General features: G+C 49.1%; 15 protein-coding genes. 11 read left to right on the top strand and 4 right to left on the bottom strand.

What is annotated here, in order from left to right; all coding sequences use genetic code 11:
* Positions 1-13 precede the first annotated feature (13 nt).
* The 6 genes from MP213Fo_RS04200 to MP213Fo_RS04175 are packed head-to-tail and all read left to right on the top strand — an operon-like array spanning position 14 to position 5585.
* Positions 14-1084, top strand: coding sequence for an ABC transporter ATP-binding protein (locus MP213Fo_RS04200; RefSeq protein ID WP_421090420.1), 1071 nt, complete (start codon positions 14-16; stop codon positions 1082-1084).
* Complete coding sequence (locus MP213Fo_RS04195) at positions 1081-1935, top strand: ABC transporter permease (RefSeq protein ID WP_421090419.1); 855 nt, start codon at positions 1081-1083, stop codon at positions 1933-1935. The genes MP213Fo_RS04200 and MP213Fo_RS04195 overlap by 4 nt, the downstream gene beginning before the upstream one ends.
* Positions 1932-2738, top strand: a complete 807-nt coding sequence (locus MP213Fo_RS04190) for an ABC transporter permease (protein WP_421090418.1) — start codon at positions 1932-1934, stop codon at positions 2736-2738. The genes MP213Fo_RS04195 and MP213Fo_RS04190 overlap by 4 nt, the downstream gene beginning before the upstream one ends.
* Before the next feature lie 57 nt (positions 2739-2795).
* Entirely contained in the window at positions 2796-4013 is a 1218-nt protein-coding gene (locus MP213Fo_RS04185; RefSeq protein ID WP_421090417.1) for a CaiB/BaiF CoA transferase family protein, read from the top strand.
* A gap of 7 nt (positions 4014-4020) precedes the next feature.
* Positions 4021-5175: a thiolase family protein gene (locus tag MP213Fo_RS04180; protein WP_421090416.1), complete on the top strand. Its 1155-nt coding sequence runs from the start codon at positions 4021-4023 to the stop codon at positions 5173-5175.
* Positions 5172-5585, top strand: a complete 414-nt coding sequence (locus MP213Fo_RS04175) for a Zn-ribbon domain-containing OB-fold protein (RefSeq protein WP_421090415.1) — start codon at positions 5172-5174, stop codon at positions 5583-5585. Before MP213Fo_RS04180 ends, MP213Fo_RS04175 begins: the two co-directional genes overlap by 4 nt.
* A 750-nt stretch (positions 5586-6335) precedes the next feature.
* Here MP213Fo_RS04175 and MP213Fo_RS04170 read toward each other — a convergent pair.
* The 3 genes from MP213Fo_RS04170 to fdhA form a co-directional block, all read right to left on the bottom strand.
* Positions 6336-6467, bottom strand: a complete 132-nt coding sequence (locus tag MP213Fo_RS04170) for a hypothetical protein (protein WP_421090414.1) — start codon at positions 6465-6467, stop codon at positions 6336-6338.
* A gap of 430 nt (positions 6468-6897) precedes the next feature.
* Positions 6898-7449, bottom strand: a complete 552-nt coding sequence (locus MP213Fo_RS04165; protein ID WP_421090413.1) for an invasion associated locus B family protein — start codon at positions 7447-7449, stop codon at positions 6898-6900.
* 308 nt (positions 7450-7757) lie between these two features.
* Positions 7758-8942 carry a formaldehyde dehydrogenase, glutathione-independent gene (gene fdhA, locus MP213Fo_RS04160; protein WP_421090412.1) on the bottom strand — a complete coding sequence of 395 codons (1185 nt, stop codon included), beginning with the start codon at positions 8940-8942 and terminating at the stop codon, positions 7758-7760.
* Between the two features lie 380 nt (positions 8943-9322).
* Here fdhA and guaB point away from each other — a divergent pair, with 380 nt between their 5' ends.
* Positions 9323-10828 (top strand): IMP dehydrogenase, encoded by a 1506-nt coding sequence (gene guaB / locus MP213Fo_RS04155; protein WP_421090411.1) that lies wholly within the window; start codon positions 9323-9325, stop codon positions 10826-10828.
* A 47-nt stretch (positions 10829-10875) separates the two neighbouring features.
* Here the strand turns inward: guaB and MP213Fo_RS04150 are convergent, their stop codons facing one another.
* Positions 10876-11799, bottom strand: a complete 924-nt coding sequence (locus MP213Fo_RS04150) for a LysR substrate-binding domain-containing protein (RefSeq protein WP_421090410.1) — start codon at positions 11797-11799, stop codon at positions 10876-10878.
* 264 nt (positions 11800-12063) lie between these two features.
* On the opposite strand from MP213Fo_RS04150, the gene MP213Fo_RS04145 reads away from it, so the two are divergent.
* From MP213Fo_RS04145 to MP213Fo_RS04130, 4 genes are all read left to right on the top strand, one after another.
* The gene (locus tag MP213Fo_RS04145) at positions 12064-13563 is read left to right on the top strand and encodes a catalase (RefSeq protein WP_421090409.1); all 1500 of its coding nucleotides are present in this window, start codon (positions 12064-12066) and stop codon (positions 13561-13563) included.
* 564 nt (positions 13564-14127) lie between these two features.
* Entirely contained in the window at positions 14128-14748 is a 621-nt protein-coding gene (locus MP213Fo_RS04140; RefSeq protein ID WP_421090408.1) for a disulfide bond formation protein B, read from the top strand.
* Positions 14749-14843: 95 nt separating this feature from the next.
* Positions 14844-16133, top strand: a complete 1290-nt coding sequence (locus tag MP213Fo_RS04135) for an RsmB/NOP family class I SAM-dependent RNA methyltransferase (protein WP_421090407.1) — start codon at positions 14844-14846, stop codon at positions 16131-16133.
* Between the two features lie 49 nt (positions 16134-16182).
* Positions 16183-16632 carry a TspO/MBR family protein gene (locus MP213Fo_RS04130; protein ID WP_421090406.1) on the top strand — a complete coding sequence of 150 codons (450 nt, stop codon included), beginning with the start codon at positions 16183-16185 and terminating at the stop codon, positions 16630-16632.
* The last annotated feature ends 85 nt before the right edge of the window (positions 16633-16717 follow it).

The raw sequence follows: 16717 nt of genomic DNA, 5'->3' as shown, positions 1-16717 counted from the left end.
AGTGAGGGTTGCAATGGTGAATAGTTTTATCAGTATCCGTAATCTTACTAAACGTTATGGTGGTCACCTGGCACTCGATCATATTTCGGTCGATATAGCAGAAGGGGAATTCCTCGCGTTATTAGGTCCCAGCGGCTGCGGTAAGACCACATTATTGCGGTCAATTGCGGGTTTTATCGACATTGAAGAGGGAGATGTATGTATCGACGGAAATTCGATGAAACATCTCCCCGCCAATCGCCGCCCGGTGAATACAGTGTTTCAAAATTATGCTCTTTTTCCGCATTTAAGTGTTTTGGATAATGTTTCATACGGCCCAAGGCGGGCAGGAAAAAATAAAAGCGACGCTTGTAATATCGCTATGGATTCGTTGGAAACTGTAGGAATGGGGTCTTTCTTCGACCGGTTTCCTAATCAGTTGTCAGGTGGACAGCAGCAAAGGGTTGCCCTTGCAAGGGCAATCGCAAACAAGCCCAAAGTTTTGCTGCTTGATGAGCCGCTCGGCGCGCTGGATCTCAAGCTGAGAAAAAGAATGCAAATGGAACTGAAGAGCCTTCAGCAAAGGCTGGGCATGACATTTGTCTTCGTAACGCATGATCAGGAAGAGGCCTTGGTTATGGCTGACCGTATCGCCGTGATGGATGCCGGGAAAATCGTGCAAATAGGTAATGGCGAAGAAATTTATAATGCACCGAATGCACGGTATGTTGCTGATTTTATCGGTGATGCCAATTTGCTTGATTGTGTTGTGGCAGCCGACGGCAGCCTGATTAATACAGCGGCAAACATCAAGTTCCATGCTGAACATGATCTCATGGAAAATACGCAGGTTACCTATTTATTGCGGCCTGAAGTCATTCAGATTTCAGATATAGATGCGCCACTGAAAAACGATATGCTCGCTCTGCCTGCACTTGTGGAGCGGATCATGTTTGTTGGTAACGCAACGCGAATATATGCAAGGAGCAAGGGTCAAGAACTCGTAGCGCAGTATCCTTCATCGGGCCAAAAGCACTTTTATCAACCGGGACAAGAAGTTTCGTTTCGCTGGAGCAGAGCCAACGGGCAGGTGCTGACACGATGAGGATTAAAAATTTATGGGCCGCACTTTTAATTGCAACACCTCTGACCTTTATGGCCATTTTCTTCTTAGTGCCGTTTCTGGTTACACTGATTGTTAGTTTTCAGACGGCTGAAGGCGCATGGAGTCTGGTTAATTACTATCGGATTGTTGCAGACAGCTATTATCCTTTGGTGCTTTTCAATACATTGAAACTCTCGCTGATCGCGACAATTGCATCATTTCTGATCGGCTATCCGATCGCTTATTATATCGTCAATGTCGTCAAAAAACGATTAACCCGACGGATGCTCTATATTCTTGTCATCATGCCGTTGTTTACCAGCAATATTGTCCGTTCATTCGGCTGGCTGATTTTGCTCGGCCGGCAAGGATTGGTGAATACAGCCTTGGTGAATACAGGGCTAATTGACCGACCGATTCCAATTTTGTTTACCGATCTTAGTGTTGTCATCGGTTTGACGTACATTCTCGTTCCATTCATGGTGCTGACTATCGCCAGCGTTCTTCAAACCATTGATAAGTCTCTCACAGAAGCCTCACTCGATCTGGGATGTAGCCGTATGGCAACGTTCTTCCGGATAACGCTGCCTCTCAGCTTGCCCGGAGTTATCGCGGGCTCTCTGATCGTCTTCACACTTTCAGTTAGTGCATATGTGGTGCCGGCGATCATGGGCGGTGGCAAAGTCGTGGTGATGGCGATGCCTATTTTTGACCAATATGGTGCGCTGTTTGACTATAATTTTGGTGCGGCTCTTGCCGTCGGTCTTCTGACCGTCACGCTACTTCTCATAACCTTGTACTTAATCTTTATCGAGCGTCGCCCAGGTGGGCGCCAAGTGGGGCAGCCATGACATTTTCTGATCGTCTCGGCCGGTTTTTTGTATGCTTTCTGGCTTGGTGTGGTTTGGCATTTCTTACAATACCGCTCATCATCATTATTGCGACATCGTTTACCGAAACCGAATATCTGGCATTTCCGCCTGTAGGTTTTACTCTGCGATGGTACACGCAGTTCCTTGAAGATCCGTCTTATCTCGCATCGATTTGGCTAAGCCTTTCTATCGCCGCAGCTGCAACAATACTTGCGGTTCTGATTGGTGTGCCAACGGCACTTGTGATAACGCGAAGCCAGTTAAAAGGGCGCAAGATACTCAGTACGATATTTCTTGCACCACTGATTTTGCCGACAATCGTTATTGGCGCAGCCCTTCTGCAATATGCAAATGCGCTTGGTTTTGCGCGTTCGTATTTCGTATTACTTGTCGGACATACAGTTATCATTGTGCCTTATGTTCTGCGTACAGTGCTGGCTTCACTAGAGCGGTTTGATCAGTCACTGGAAGAGGCCAGTCAGGATCTTGGCGGTAATGGTGTAACTACCTTTTTTCTCGTTACTTTGCCGATCATAAAACCCGGTCTGGTTGCGGGGGGGTTATTCGCCTTCATTATATCGTGGATCAATGTGGAATTGAGTATTTTCAATACGACAGCCGAGCTGATGCCGATACCTGTGAAGCTGTTTAATTATGTTCAGTATGCGGTTGATCCGATGGTGGCGGCCATCTCAGCAGCAACAATCTATTTTGCCATTTTCGCTGTGATCATACTGGATTTGTTCGTTGGAATGGATCAGGTCGCAACGCCGCAAAAATAATCACGTCGCATAACAAATAACAACTATTAAACTCCTGTTACTAAAGGGTGAACGACGATGCTCGACCATAATTTGCCAGAACACCACGAAAGCGCATTGGGAGATATCAAAGTCCTCGAACTGGGCTCGATGTTAGCAGGTCCGTTTGTTGGCTCGATGCTTGGGGATTTTGGTGCACAAGTCATCAAAGTTGAAAAGCCGGGTAAATCCGATGCTTTGCGGGAATGGCCGCCGCACAAGGATGGTGCCGCACTCTGGTGGAAGACTATGGCCCGAAACAAGCACACCGTGACGCTGGATATTTCACGTCCGGAAGCGCGTGAAATTGCGCTTAAACTGATCGGTCAAAGTGATATTGTCATTGAAAATTTCCGGCCTGGTACGCTTGAGCGCTGGGGTTTTTCACCGGAAGAACTGCGTAGCACTTTTCCCAAAGTTATTTGGGTTCGTGTCAGCGGTTGGGGACAAAACGGCCCCAAAAGCCAACAGGGCGGATATGCAACAATTGCAGAGGCTTTTTCCGGGCTTTCCTCTTTCACCGGACATCCAGATAAAGGGCCTACGGTTTCTGCCTTTCCGATGGGCGATTATCTAGCTGGAATCTTTGGTGCATTCGGTGCGTTGGCAGCATTGCATCACCGAGAGAAAACCGGACAAGGACAAGTTGTTGATGTTGCGCTTTATGAGCCGCTGCTGCGTATCATTGAATCTGTGGTTGTTCGCTACGATCAGACGGGTAACAAAAAGCCACTTCTTGGAAACCAGATGGAAGAAGATGTGCCGCGTAATGTTTATGCCACTGCGGACAATGGTGCGATCGCTATAAGCTGCGGCTCCCAGCGAATATATGAGGGGCTGGTCGATGCGATGAACCGGCCGGATCTCAAATCTGATTCGCGTTTTAAAACCATGTCATTGCGCGTCGCTCATCGAGATATCATCGATGCTGAAGTTGCCAGTTGGATTCTGACACAAAAGACAGAGGACGCACTTGAGATTCTTCTGACGAATAATGTGGTCGCTGGTCGTATCAATGATATCGCGGATGTTCTTGGCGATGCCCATGTGGCAGCACGTGAGGCGATCAAAACAATCGTCGACGGGCAGCTCGGCCCAATACGAATGCCTGCTCCGACACCAAAGCTCAGCGATACACCGGGACAAATCAAGTGGACAGGCTGCGATGCTGGCGCTGCGAATGATGAGGTGTTTGGCGAATGGCTTGGCATGACGGCCGGAGAAATCAACGATCTGCGCAATAACGGGATAATTTGAGGGTAGTATGAAAAGAGATAGCAATATCGGGATTGTTGGCTATGGCAGCACTCCATACGAAAAACGTACCAACCGTAGTTTGTTTTCTTTCTTGTCTGAAGCAGGGCGGAATGCCTTGAATTCCGCTGGGTTATCTTTCTCAGATATTGACGGATTGGCTATCTGTTCATTTGAACTGCCGCCGGACAATACGGTGACGACGGCCGAGCAATTCGGAATGTCCCTCTCATGGGCTTATTTAGGAACTGCGGGCAGTGCCGGTCCGGTTGCCAGTATCATCAATGCGGTACATGCAATCGAGAGCGGTCAGGCGACCGCGGTGCTTTGTATTGCCGGTGATAATTATGATGTGAACGGCCATTTCAAGCTGATGGACAACTTCAGCCGCGGTCTTCGCAACTATGCCACGCCGCTGGGATTTGGTGGTGCCAACGGCCTGTTTGGAATTATTCAGCGCAAGCATATGGAAACCTATGGCACACGCAGAGAAGATCTTGGCCGGATTTCTGTTGGTCAGCGTCTGAGCGCGCAACAAAATGAGGCTGCATTGTTACGCGGTCCACTAACAATCGATGATTATCTAAATGCCCGAATGATTGCCGATCCCCTGCGGCTCTATGATTGCGTGCTGCCCTGTGCAGGTGCTGAGGCCGTTGTGATCACCGCGCTTGATCGTGCCAAACCGGGTAAAGGCGTGCGGATTGTATCGGGCTATGAGCGTCACAATCACCCGCCTATGGAAATTGCACCACTTAAAGGCGGATGGGAGCTTTTTGCTGATCGCCTTTATGAAGACGCAGGTTACGGACCGGAGGATATCGATCTGGTGCAGTTATATGACGATTATCCGATCATGGTTGCGATACAACTTGAAGATCTCGGCTTTTGTAAGAAAGGCGAAGTGAGCGCTTTTTTAGCGAAGAATACATTTGATTGGCAGGGTTCATTACCGCTCAATACGGGCGGCGGCCAGCTTTCATGCGGTCAGGCGGGTATTGCTGGCGGATTACTGAGCGTGACCGAGGCCGTGCGTCAGCTGCGTGGTGAGGGCGGTGGCCGTCAGGTTGCTAAGGCGCAGCGTGCACTGGTCGCCGGCTACGGTATGGTTGGATATGGCCACGGGCTGTCAGCAAGTAGTATCATTTTGGAGGCAGTTCAATGAGTGATTTAAAAGCATATCCGCAGCCATATGAAGATGCAGATAATCGTGTGTTTCTTGAAGGCTGGAGAAATGGCCAGTTGTTTTTGCAGCAAAGCGAAGATGGCGGCCCGTTGTTCTTTTATCCACGCTCGATTTGCCCCTATACGGGATCAGACAAGCTGGTTTCAAAGCCGGTCTCTGGGCGTGGAGAAATTGTCTCTTATTCACTTATCTTGCGGCCTAATCATCCTGCTTTTTCAGAAGAAACCCCGATCATCCTTGCAGAAATCAAGCTGGATGAGGGAGCGTCATTACTTGGCCGGATCATTTGCGAAAACCCTGAAAAAATCTATTCCGGCTTAGCAGTGGCATTGCTGCCAATGCCAGAGGCAGGGAAATATCCACTTCCGACATTCAGGCTGGTAAGTTGAAACAACAGTTTAAATGAGCTGCTTGGTTGGCGTGAAAACTATACCAGTTTTGTGCCCGGTTGGCAGGCGATTATGTCGGCCAGTTGAGATGTCGCATAATTAAGGCGCCCAGACCCTGTGACATATTTTGTTGGTGGGTCTGGTGCTATCTTTGTTTTTCTAAACCGGAGTGCTCTGAGCGGTAGCGTTTTTTCGCGTTTTGAATAGCCCTGTGTGAAGTGGCTATAGCCGTCAGAGAGTGCATCCCTTTAATAGTGTCTAGGCCCCATAGCGAAGTGGAAATCATTGTCGCTCATCGATTTCTATCACTTAGGGTAAATAACCGTCGCTATAGGGGTGATAGGGAATACTGTCTTTCGATGCGCGATTGAATCTACAATCACCATATTTGTATAAAACCCGTCACCAAAAACAAATTCAGCCTCATTGGAAAATGCGATAACAAATTTTGTCGACTTCTGGCTGAGCTATACATGATGCTTTAGCTTCATATTTTAACAAGCGCAGCGGCCTACAGTGGCTATGTGTGAGGCGAATGCGAAGAATAGGATGGGGCGGCTATACTGGACGGCAGGCAGTCGAGGTTTGGGTGGAAAATGAGATGCTTGCCGGTAATGTCCCAGGTAGTCAGGCATGCAACAATCAGTCAATAAAATGGCAGCGGTTCTCTGAATTGGAGTCACTTATATCGCTTTAATGGAAATCCCCGCCGATCTTCACTGCGGGTTATTTCTTTATCAAAAGAGCTGCTTAAGCTTCCGTCAAATTGACCGGGTTTACTGGTTCTTCATAGGTCGCGGCTGCGTCGATTAAATCGACAATCTCAGCAGATAATTCATCATGCGGATTAAGGGTGAATGGTTCGAGGGTTGTGATGGCCATTAAGCAGTTCCCATCGTCTCATGAAGATTGCTACCGATATTAGTCAACAAATTTTGATGCAAATAGCGAGCATGTTCTTGGTCAAGCACGCTATCTCTCACCATTTTTCTTGGGTCAATTTTAGTAAAGTTCAGTTGGGTTCTGCCTTTTTAAAGAAGCAATTTTCTTCAAGCCTGTTCATCAGGTGTATGGATTAAAGCGTTAAAGCGTTACAGCCATTTCAAGCAATGTGCATGCTTCATACGGATAGTCACACAATTCGTTTGCAGGTGTGGAATGAAGGCGCTCAATCTCGTAAGAGATAAGGTTCAGGAGAGTGTCGCGCGCGTAACTGTATATCTACATCTGCAATCACCGGCCTGCTAGGTTAAGAATCGTGCCGGTAAACAAAGCTCCGGCTAACCGGAGCTCTGTTTGTTTCAGATTACTGTTATTTCAACAATTCGCGTGTGCGTTTAAGCGCATCTGCAAAACCATCCAGTGGTACATTGAGCTTGATATCATTGCCGCCGATTGCTTGTGCCAGTACCGAGAGATTTTTTCCCTTGCCCAATGCGTCGGCTTTACTGGCATCGAAATTAACCGGAATAATACAGCCCGCGGGCAGACATGTTGAAAATGGTCGTGCTTTATCCGCTTTCGTTTCATCAATTTGCAGAACTGAGCCTGCAGCAAGGTTAAGCCCGAATGGCAGCATCATTATGCCGTTCACACCATCACCGGCAGGGCTGAGTTCGACCGCGAGTGCCCGTTGCTTATTCTCATCGACCTGTTGTTGAGACATGGAACAGGCAACGTTTTTAGCGTCACCTTGTGCTTGCACAAGGCAGGTTACAGTCCAGTTGCTATAGGTTTCTGTGAGTGAAGATGCGCCGCCAGGTAAGCTCGTTGCAGCCTGTGCAAAACCGGCTGCGGAGATTGCGGCGATAAAGCTAAGAGTGGCTATTGTGTTACGCTGAGTGCGACTGATGAAACTCTTCAAAATGATATCCCCTCTGGAGTACTCTGCTGCCGTATAATATCATCCGGCAAAAACAAAATATGAATTAAAATATATTGAATATATTGCCAGTTTTTATACTGGCGTTGCAATATATAACCTGTTTTTTTTAAAACTGAAAAGGTGGTTTGTACTGTCTTTTTTAACAGATAGATTTTTACATCACTTAGAATGTTTAAATGAAAATTTCTGCACTTTTCATAAATCTGAAATATTGCTGAAAATGCAGTTTTCTAATAAAAAAAGCCCCGTAATATATCTATACGGGGCTTTTTATGGCTGTAATTATTTTATGCTAGCAGATCACCATGCGGATCAATAACAAATTTCTTCGCGGCGCCCTGATCAAAACTTTCATAGCCTTTGGGGGCATCATCAAGCGAGATCAGCTGCGCGTTAACAATTTCTGCAATATTCAACCGGTCATGTAAAATGGCCTGCATCAATTGACGGTTATATTTCAAAACCGGTGTTTGGCCGGTGTGGAAACTCTGCGCTTTTGCCCAGCCAAGACCAAAGCGTAAGGAGAGGCTGCCCACTTTAGCGGCTTTATCAACCGCGCCCGGATCTTCAGTCACATAGAGCCCCGGAATGCCGATATTCCCGGCAGCGCGGGTAATCTCCATCATCTGGTTAAGCACAATTGCAGGCTGCTCGCCACCAGCATGCCCACGGGCTTCAAAGCCCACGGCATCAATAGCGCTGTCCACCTCATTGCTGCCGGTGATATCGGCAATCATATCGCCAAGCCGGTCGGAGGCTGTCAGATCAACCGGCTCGAAGCCGACTTTTTTAGCATGTGCCAGACGCTCTTTGTTGAAGTCGCCGATCATGACCACTGCCGCACCGAGAATGCGCGCGGAAGCCGCAGCAGCCAGCCCAACCGGACCGGCACCGGCCACATAAACAATCGAGCCAACGCCGACGCCGGCTTTAACCGCGCCATGAAAGCCGGTTGGCAGAATATCAGACAGCATGGTCAAATCGCGGATTTTGGCCAGAGCGCGGTCGCGATCCGGAATTTTGAGCAAGTTGAAGTCGGCATAAGGAATGGTAACATATTTAGCCTGTCCGCCGATCCAGCCGCCCATATCCACATAGCCATAGGCGCCGCCGGCACGTGACGGATTAACAGTCAGGCACACGCCGGTATCCTGCGCGCGGCAGGTGCGGCAACGGCCGCAGGCAACATTGAAAGGCACAGAAACAATGTCGCCGATATTGAGCATCTCAACATCGGAGCCTTTTTCAATCACTTCGCCGGTAATTTCATGGCCAAGCACAAGGCCTGCTTCAGCAGAAGTGCGGCCACGCACCATATGCTGATCGGAGCCGCAAATATTGGTCGTCAGTACTTTAAGAATAACAGCATGTTCGATTTTGCGACCGCTCGGATCAGCAAAAACCGGATCTGCAATGGTCTGAACTTCAACCTGTCCTGGACCCGTATAAACGACGCCACGGTTCTTACTCATAGATTCTCCTCCCAGATAAATCACCGATAGATAAGATGCGATAAAAATGCTGAAAATGGCTGCTGTAATTTGAAGAGCATAGGCCAATTTTCGTGCATGATCGTTCTGGACGCGACATCTTCTGTGGTGAATAGATCCGGGCTGCGTATGCGTTGGTTCAGGCTGAGGCTTGCAGCTATATTTGAATAAATATTTTGCTTTCCGGCTGCCCAATCCAGCTGATACGGCTTAAAATATGGTAAAAACCACGTGATTATCGTTATCGGTCTTTCCATAGTGTCATAACCGTGGTACGAGCCGGTGCCAATTCAGATGAAACGATAAGAGTCGTTGCACCCTCTGCTCCCACAGGGTGTTTTACCTGTTTAAAGGAATTGGCCATGGCGAAAATTGTTGAATCAGCGACCGGCGCATATGCGCTGACTTTTGATGACGTCCTGCTGCAACCCGGTCACTCCGAGGTTATGCCAGGGCAGGTTGATCTGCGCACCACGATTGCTCAAGGCATTGAACTGAACCTGCCGCTGTTGTCTGCGGCAATGGACACGGTGACAGAATCGCGTTTGGCGATTGCGATGGCGCAGGCCGGTGGTATTGGTGTTATTCACCGCAATCTTACACCGGAATTGCAGGCAGAGGCCGTTCTTCGTGTGAAGAAGTTTGAATCGGGCATGGTGGTTAATCCTGTTACCATCAGCCCCGATGCAACGCTGGCTGATGCGCAGGCTCTGATGCGTATGCATGGTATTTCCGGTATTCCTGTTGTTGAAAACGCGGCTAAGGGTGCCATCAAGGCGCCGGGTCGTCTGGTCGGTATTCTGACCAACCGTGATGTGCGTTTTGCCACTGATCCGTCACAGAAAATCTACGAATTGATGACCCGTGAAAATTTGGTGACGGTTCGTGAAAATGTCTCACAGGAAGAAGCCAAACGTCTGCTGCATTCCCACCGCATTGAAAAGCTGCTGGTGGTGGATAATCAGGGGCGTTGCACCGGTCTTATCACTGTTAAAGATATGGAAAAGTCGCAGCTTAACCCGAATGCCGCGAAAGATGAGCATGGCCGTCTGCGTGCTGCTGCTGCAACCTCTGTTGGCGATGATGGCTTTGAACGGGCGGAGCGCCTGATCGCTGCCGGCGTTGATCTGCTGGTTGTGGATACCGCGCATGGCCATTCACAGCGTGTTCTCGATGCGGTTACCCGTATGAAAAAGCTTTCCGGCAATGTTCGTATTCTTGCCGGTAATGTGGCAACCGGTGCGGCAACGCAAGCGCTGATTGATGCAGGCGCTGACGCGGTTAAAGTCGGTATCGGGCCTGGCTCGATTTGTACCACCCGTATTGTTGCCGGTGTTGGTGTGCCGCAGCTTTCAGCAATTATGGGTGCTGTTGAAGTGGCACAAAAAGCCGGTATTCCGGTGATCGCTGATGGCGGTATCAAATTCTCCGGCGATTTTGCCAAGGCGCTCGCAGCCGGTGCGTCGGCTGCTATGGCCGGCTCATTGCTGGCCGGTACTGAAGAAAGCCCGGGCGAAGTTTATCTGCATCAGGGTCGTTCATATAAATCCTATCGCGGTATGGGTTCAGTTGGAGCTATGGCGCGCGGCTCGGCTGACCGCTACTTTCAGGCAGAAGTACGTGACGAGCTGAAATTGGTGCCGGAAGGCATTGAAGGGCAAGTTGCTTATAAAGGCCCTGTTTCCAATATTCTGCATCAGTTGGCCGGTGGTTTGCGGGCATCGATGGGCTATGTTGGCGGTAAAAACCTGGAAGAATTCCGCGAAAAAGCGACATTCGTCCGTATTACCAATGCCGGTCTTCGTGAGAGCCACTCTCATGGTGTGACAATCACCCGCGAAAGCCCGAATTATCCCGGCAGCGTATAAGCAATATAGAAAGAGGCCGGTTTATCCGGCCTTTTTCTTTGTTTGTTTTAAAAACCGGCCACTTCCTGATCGCTTAACAAAAGCGGTAAAGTTGCCTGTCTGGTCAAGGTTGCAAGCGCATTGAAATCCTGAGCACGCTCGGTTTTTGCCCGCCAGAACAGGCCGATCTGGCGCTTGGGCGAGCTGCCTGAAAATGGCACAATGCGAATACGCTTATGCGGTACCTCAGCACGGATGGCGATTTCCGGTATCAGGGTCAGGCCCATATCATTGCTGACCATTTGCAACAGCGTTGCCATACTTGTAGCGCCAAAATTGACCATTGTGCGCTCGCGCGGCAATGCGCAAACCTCGAGCGCCTGATCGCGCAGGCAATGGCCTTCTTCAAGCAGCAGCAGTTTTTCTAAGGCGGCATTGCCCTGCGTCAGGGGAGAGGGCAGGACATCATTATTATTGGTGGATGTGGCAATCATAAATCTGTCGTCAAATAAATGCTGACTGGTAAATTGCGGATCATTGACCGGCATGGCTGCAATGACTGCATCAAGTTCGCCATTGCGCAATTCATCCAGCAGCCTGTCTGTCAGGGCTTCACGTAATTCCAGCTTAAGTGCCGGATATTGCTTTTTCAGAGCTTGAATAAGTTCCGGTAAAAGATACGGCGCAATGGTGGGGATAATCCCAAGGCGCAGGCGTGATTGTAAGATGCCGCTTTTTTGGATTGTGAGTTCTTCCAGCGCGCGGATTTCCTGCAAAATCACTTGAATACGCGGCCATAAAGTGCGGCCAAGTCCGGTTAGTAGTACCGTTTTATTGGTGCGCTCGAAGAGAGCGCTGCCGGCAAGGTTTTCCATTTCAGCAATCTGCGCCGAGAGTGCCGGCTGAGAGACAAAAACACTTTCGGCGGCTTTGCGAAAATGCAGGTGAATGGCGAGCGCATCAAAATAGCGCATTTGCTTGACTGTAAACATGATAGGAAAATCTTATCAATATTTACAATAAATTCAATTGGAAATTATAGTTAGAATAGTTCTATTCTGTAGCTATAGCATGGTGATGAAATTTCAAATTTTAGTTTAAATTGAACTAAGGTACTGAAATATAATTATTATTATGTGTTGTGATTGTTGCGGCTAGGCATATTTGCTTGTCCGTCATTCATAATTTTGTCACGCGACTATGCTGATTTTTTTATAATGGTTCAAAACTGAGCCTGAATGTAAGGGAGAGTTAAGATGGCCGATCGTCCGATTATGACCACAAGTGCCGGTTCACCGATACCGGATAACCAGAATTCCCTGACCGCTGGTGAGCGCGGCCCTGTTTTGATGACCGATTACCAGCTGATTGAAAAGCTGGCCCATCAGAATCGCGAACGCATTCCTGAGCGTGCTGTGCATGCCAAAGGCTGGGGCGCCCATGGTACGCTCACAATTACCGGCGATATTTCTAAATATACCAAAGCGAAAGCTCTGCAGCCTGGCACCAAAACCCCTATGCTTGCGCGCTTTTCAACAGTTGCCGGTGAAGCCGGTGCAGCTGATGCTGAACGCGATGTGCGTGGCTTCTCACTGAAATTCTATACGGAAGAAGGCAACTGGGATCTCGTCGGCAATAATACGCCGGTGTTTTTCGTGCGCGATCCGGTTAAGTTCCCTGACTTCATCCATACTCAGAAGCGTCATCCGCAGACCAATATGCGCTCGGCGACCGCTATGTGGGATTTCTGGTCGCTGTCGCCGGAAAGCCTGCATCAAGTAACAATTTTGATGTCCGACCGTGGTCTGCCAACCGATGTGCGCCACATTAATGGTTATGGCTCGCATACTTATTCCTTCTGGAATGATGCCGGTGAGCGTTATTGGGTGAAATTCCACTTCAAGACCATGCAGGGTCACAAGCATTGGACCAATGCGGAGGCCGAAAAAGTTGTTGGCCAGACCCGTGAATCCACGCAGGCTGACCTGTTTGGTGCGATTGATAAGGGTGAGTATCCGCGCTGGAAGGTGCAGGTACAGATTATGCCTGAGCTGGAAGCGGACAAAACCGATTTCAACCCGTTTGACCTCACCAAAGTATGGCCGCATGCGGATTATCCGGTCATGGATATCGGCATTATGGAGCTGAACCGTAACGCTGATAATTATTTTGCGGAAATTGAACAGGCTGCTTTCTCGCCGTCCAATATTGTTCCGGGCATCGGCTATTCACCGGATAAGATGTTGCAGGCGCGTGTGTTCTCCTATGCAGATGCGCATCGTCATCGTCTTGGCACGCATTATGAGCAGATTCCGGTCAACAAGCCGCACAGCCCTGTGCATCATTATCATCGTGATGGTCAGATGAACACATTTGGCGGTATTGCCACCGGTAATCCGGATGCCTATTACGAGCCAAATTCGTTCAATGGTCCGGTCGAGCAGCCATCAGCCAAAGAGCCGCCATTGAAAATCTCCGGTGCGGCTGACCGTTACAATCACCGTATTGGCAATGATGATTATTCGCAGCCGCGTGCTCTGTTCAATCTGTTTGATGCCGGTGAAAAGAGCCGCCTGTTCTCGAATATTGCTGCGGCAATGGGTGGTGTTCCGGGCTTTATTGTCGAGCGTCAGCTTGGTCATTTCAAGCTGATCCATCCGGATTACGAGGCTGGTGTTCGCGCTGCTCTCAAAGCTGCACATGGCTATGAAGCAAACTCTATTTCTAATGAAGAGAAGACGACTGCTGCAGAGTAAGTCATTCTTTAATATAAAGTAGTAAATGCCGCCGGAACTTGTGTCCGGCGGCATTTCTTTTATTGCGCCTTGCATTGACCTTTGCTGAAAATGCGCTGAAGCTGCAAGTCTTCATCAGGGGGCAAACAAGATGATGCTACTCATTTTTATTTGTATGACTGTTGCGCTCGGTCTTTGTTGGTTTGGTTACCGCTCGCTCGCAACAATCTGTGTTTTTTTGTGTCTGGCTGTGGCAACCAAAGAATTTCTCTGGGAAATTCATAGTCCTGACTATGGCTACAGCATGCCTTGGCTGCAGCTGTAAGGAGAGAGCGTTTTCATTTTTATTGAAGCAGGAAAACCGCTCTATCTATTTGTTTAAGCGCAGTTTCGGACGGAAAACCGGTTCCCACTTTTCCTGAAACTGCTCTAGAGCGGGTAATGTTCAGGCTGGATCGCAGCGCTCGCTCTAGATTTTAGAGTTTTCGCATTGTCATAGCTATCAAGTTGATTCAACTTGATAGTGAAATGCTCTAGCTTTTGCCGTCGCACACAGGCTTCTTAATTTCAATCCGGAGAGCAGGCATGAATAATGGCAGCGCCTATAATGATAATGTGATTACAGATCAGCATGCACTGATACAGCGCAGATGGCTTGGATTACATTTTTTGTATTTGCTCGCAATGATGTTTGTTACCGTTGCCATTCTCACAGCTGCCATGGTGCTGCAATATGCTTATGGCGAGCTGCCATGCCCGCTCTGTTTGTTGCAGCGTGTGGCAATGCTGGGTGTGTGTTTTGGTATTATGCTGCAATTTCGCACCGGTCTGAGCTTTCAAAATGCCGGTATCAGCCTGTTATTTGCTATTTTTCTGCTGGTGGTTTCGGTTCGCCAGACTTTGCTCGATATATATACTCGTCCCGGTCATGAATATATCGGCTCAGCGGTGTTTGGTTTGCATATGCCTGTCTGGTCGGTTTTGATTGCACTGGCGCTGATTATTGCAACGGCGGTGCAAATGATGGTCTGGGGTGGTACGCATTACCGCAAAGGCACGCGGGTTAAGAGCTTTCCGCTGATCCGCGCCTTAGCTCTTTTACTTAGTCTCTATGTGGTGGTCATCACGGTTGTGAATATGGTTTCGGTGTTTTTGCAATGCGGAACCGGTCAATGCCACACTTACGGTTATGCATTGCTGCAATAATTCTGGCGCTTATGTGTCGGTTACGTTATCAGTTGCCATTTGGTGCCGAGCATTCTTATGCGGAGCATATATGATACTATGGCAAAGGAACGATAATGCGCTTGGGTGGACGGTTGCAGGCAGCGATAGAAGTGCTGGAAGATATTGAGCACCAGGGACGCGCTGCTTCCGATGCGCTGAAAAACTGGGGAGCTGCGCATCGTTTTGCCGGAGCCGGAGACCGCGCTGTTATCGGCAATATTGTCTATGATGTTTTGCGTCGTAAATCCTCGCTTGGCTGGCGTATGGATGCCACAGACGCGCATTCGCTGGTCTTTGCCTCGGTTCTCAATGATCCGGATATGGGGGCTGAGTGGCTGGCGGAAAATCTTGGGTTTGATAAATTTGCACCGGCTCCTTTAAGTGACGAGCGTATGCAGGCTTGGCAAAGCCGCAATCTGGCTGATGCGCCTGAACATATTCGCGCCGATATTGCCGAAAACTGGTTGCCGGAATTTAACACATTATTTGGTGAAAGCTGGGTTGAGCAGGCTGCGGCACTGTCAACACGTCCGCCGGTTGATTTGCGCGTTAACACGCTGAAAACCAACCGCGATAAGGCGCTGGAAGCTCTTGAAGGTCTTAAAAATGCCGCTGCAAGCGTAGCGCCTTATCTGGATGAGGCGGTTCGTATTCCGCCATTGCGTGCTTTAGGGCGCCATCCGAATGTGCAGACCGAACAGGCATTTCTCGACGGCTGGTATGAAGTGCAGGATCTGGGTTCGCAGCTCGCGGCAAAGCTTACCGGTGTGCAGCCGGGGCAGCAGGTGATGGATTATTGTGCAGGCGCTGGTGGTAAAACGCTGGCATTGGCGGCAATGATGCAGAATAAAGGTCAGATTCATGCCTTTGATGCCGAGCGCGCACGGCTCAATCCGATTCATGAGCGGTTGCAACGTGCAGGCGTGCGCAATACGCAGGTGCATCAACGGGTTGAAGATTTGCAGCCTTATATCGGTTTGATGGATGTGGTGCTGACCGATGCGCCATGCACCGGCTCTGGCACTTGGCGCAGAAGGCCGGATGCCAAATGGCGGTTGACGGAAGCGCAGCTTGAAAGCCGCGTGGCTGATCAGCAGGAAGTGCTTGAGGCAGCCAAACATTATGTCAAGCCGGGCGGACGTCTGGTTTATGTAACTTGCTCACTTTTTGCATCTGAAAACAATCACCAGATTGCGCGTTTCCTGCAGCAGAACAGCAATTACTCAGCTGTGCCGATGGCAGAGTTATGGGACGGTATTACGGATCAGGCACAGCCTTATTATCCGGATTATGGTGCGGTTTTCTCACCGCTATCCACCGATACTGACGGCTTCTATATTGCTGTGCTACAACATCAGGCTTGAAATAACACAGGCCTCTGCTATCCGGTAATAATCACTGAAGGGCTGAACCATGCGTGAAAAAACGGCTTTAGTGCTCTTTATTTTGGGTGTTCTGCTCTGCGGGTTGCTGATCGGTTATACCAGCGCGCCTGATAGCTGGTATGCGGGGTTGGTAAAGCCTGTTTTCAACCCGCCTGCATGGGTTTTTGCTCCGGCATGGACATTGCTTTATATCATGATCGGTATTGCCGGCTGGCGTGCATGGCTGAGTGGCTCTGCGCGCTTGCAACAATTCTGGTGGGCTGCGCTGGCGCTAAATTTTATGTGGTCGCCGGTATTTTTCGGTCTGAAAATGACCGGTTCCGCTTTGATCGTCATCATATTGATGGATATCGCGGTGCTGGCCTTTATGATTGCGGCATATCGCCGTGATAAAGCTGCTTTCTGGCTGTTTGTGCCTTATGCAATGTGGCTCTGCTATGCCACACTGCTGAACAGCACGATCTTTTTGCTGAATTAACTCTGGTATTTTTCCCTGTTTGCGGTATTTACTCCGGTTATCGGCCTGTTTTCGACATAAACATATGTAAATGGCTCTGCGTACA

This window comes from Pseudochrobactrum mosebachae (assembly GCF_048914685.1).
Taxonomy (GTDB): Bacteria; Pseudomonadota; Alphaproteobacteria; order Rhizobiales; family Rhizobiaceae; genus Pseudochrobactrum.
This window is presented reverse-complemented; position numbering and strand designations above follow the sequence as displayed.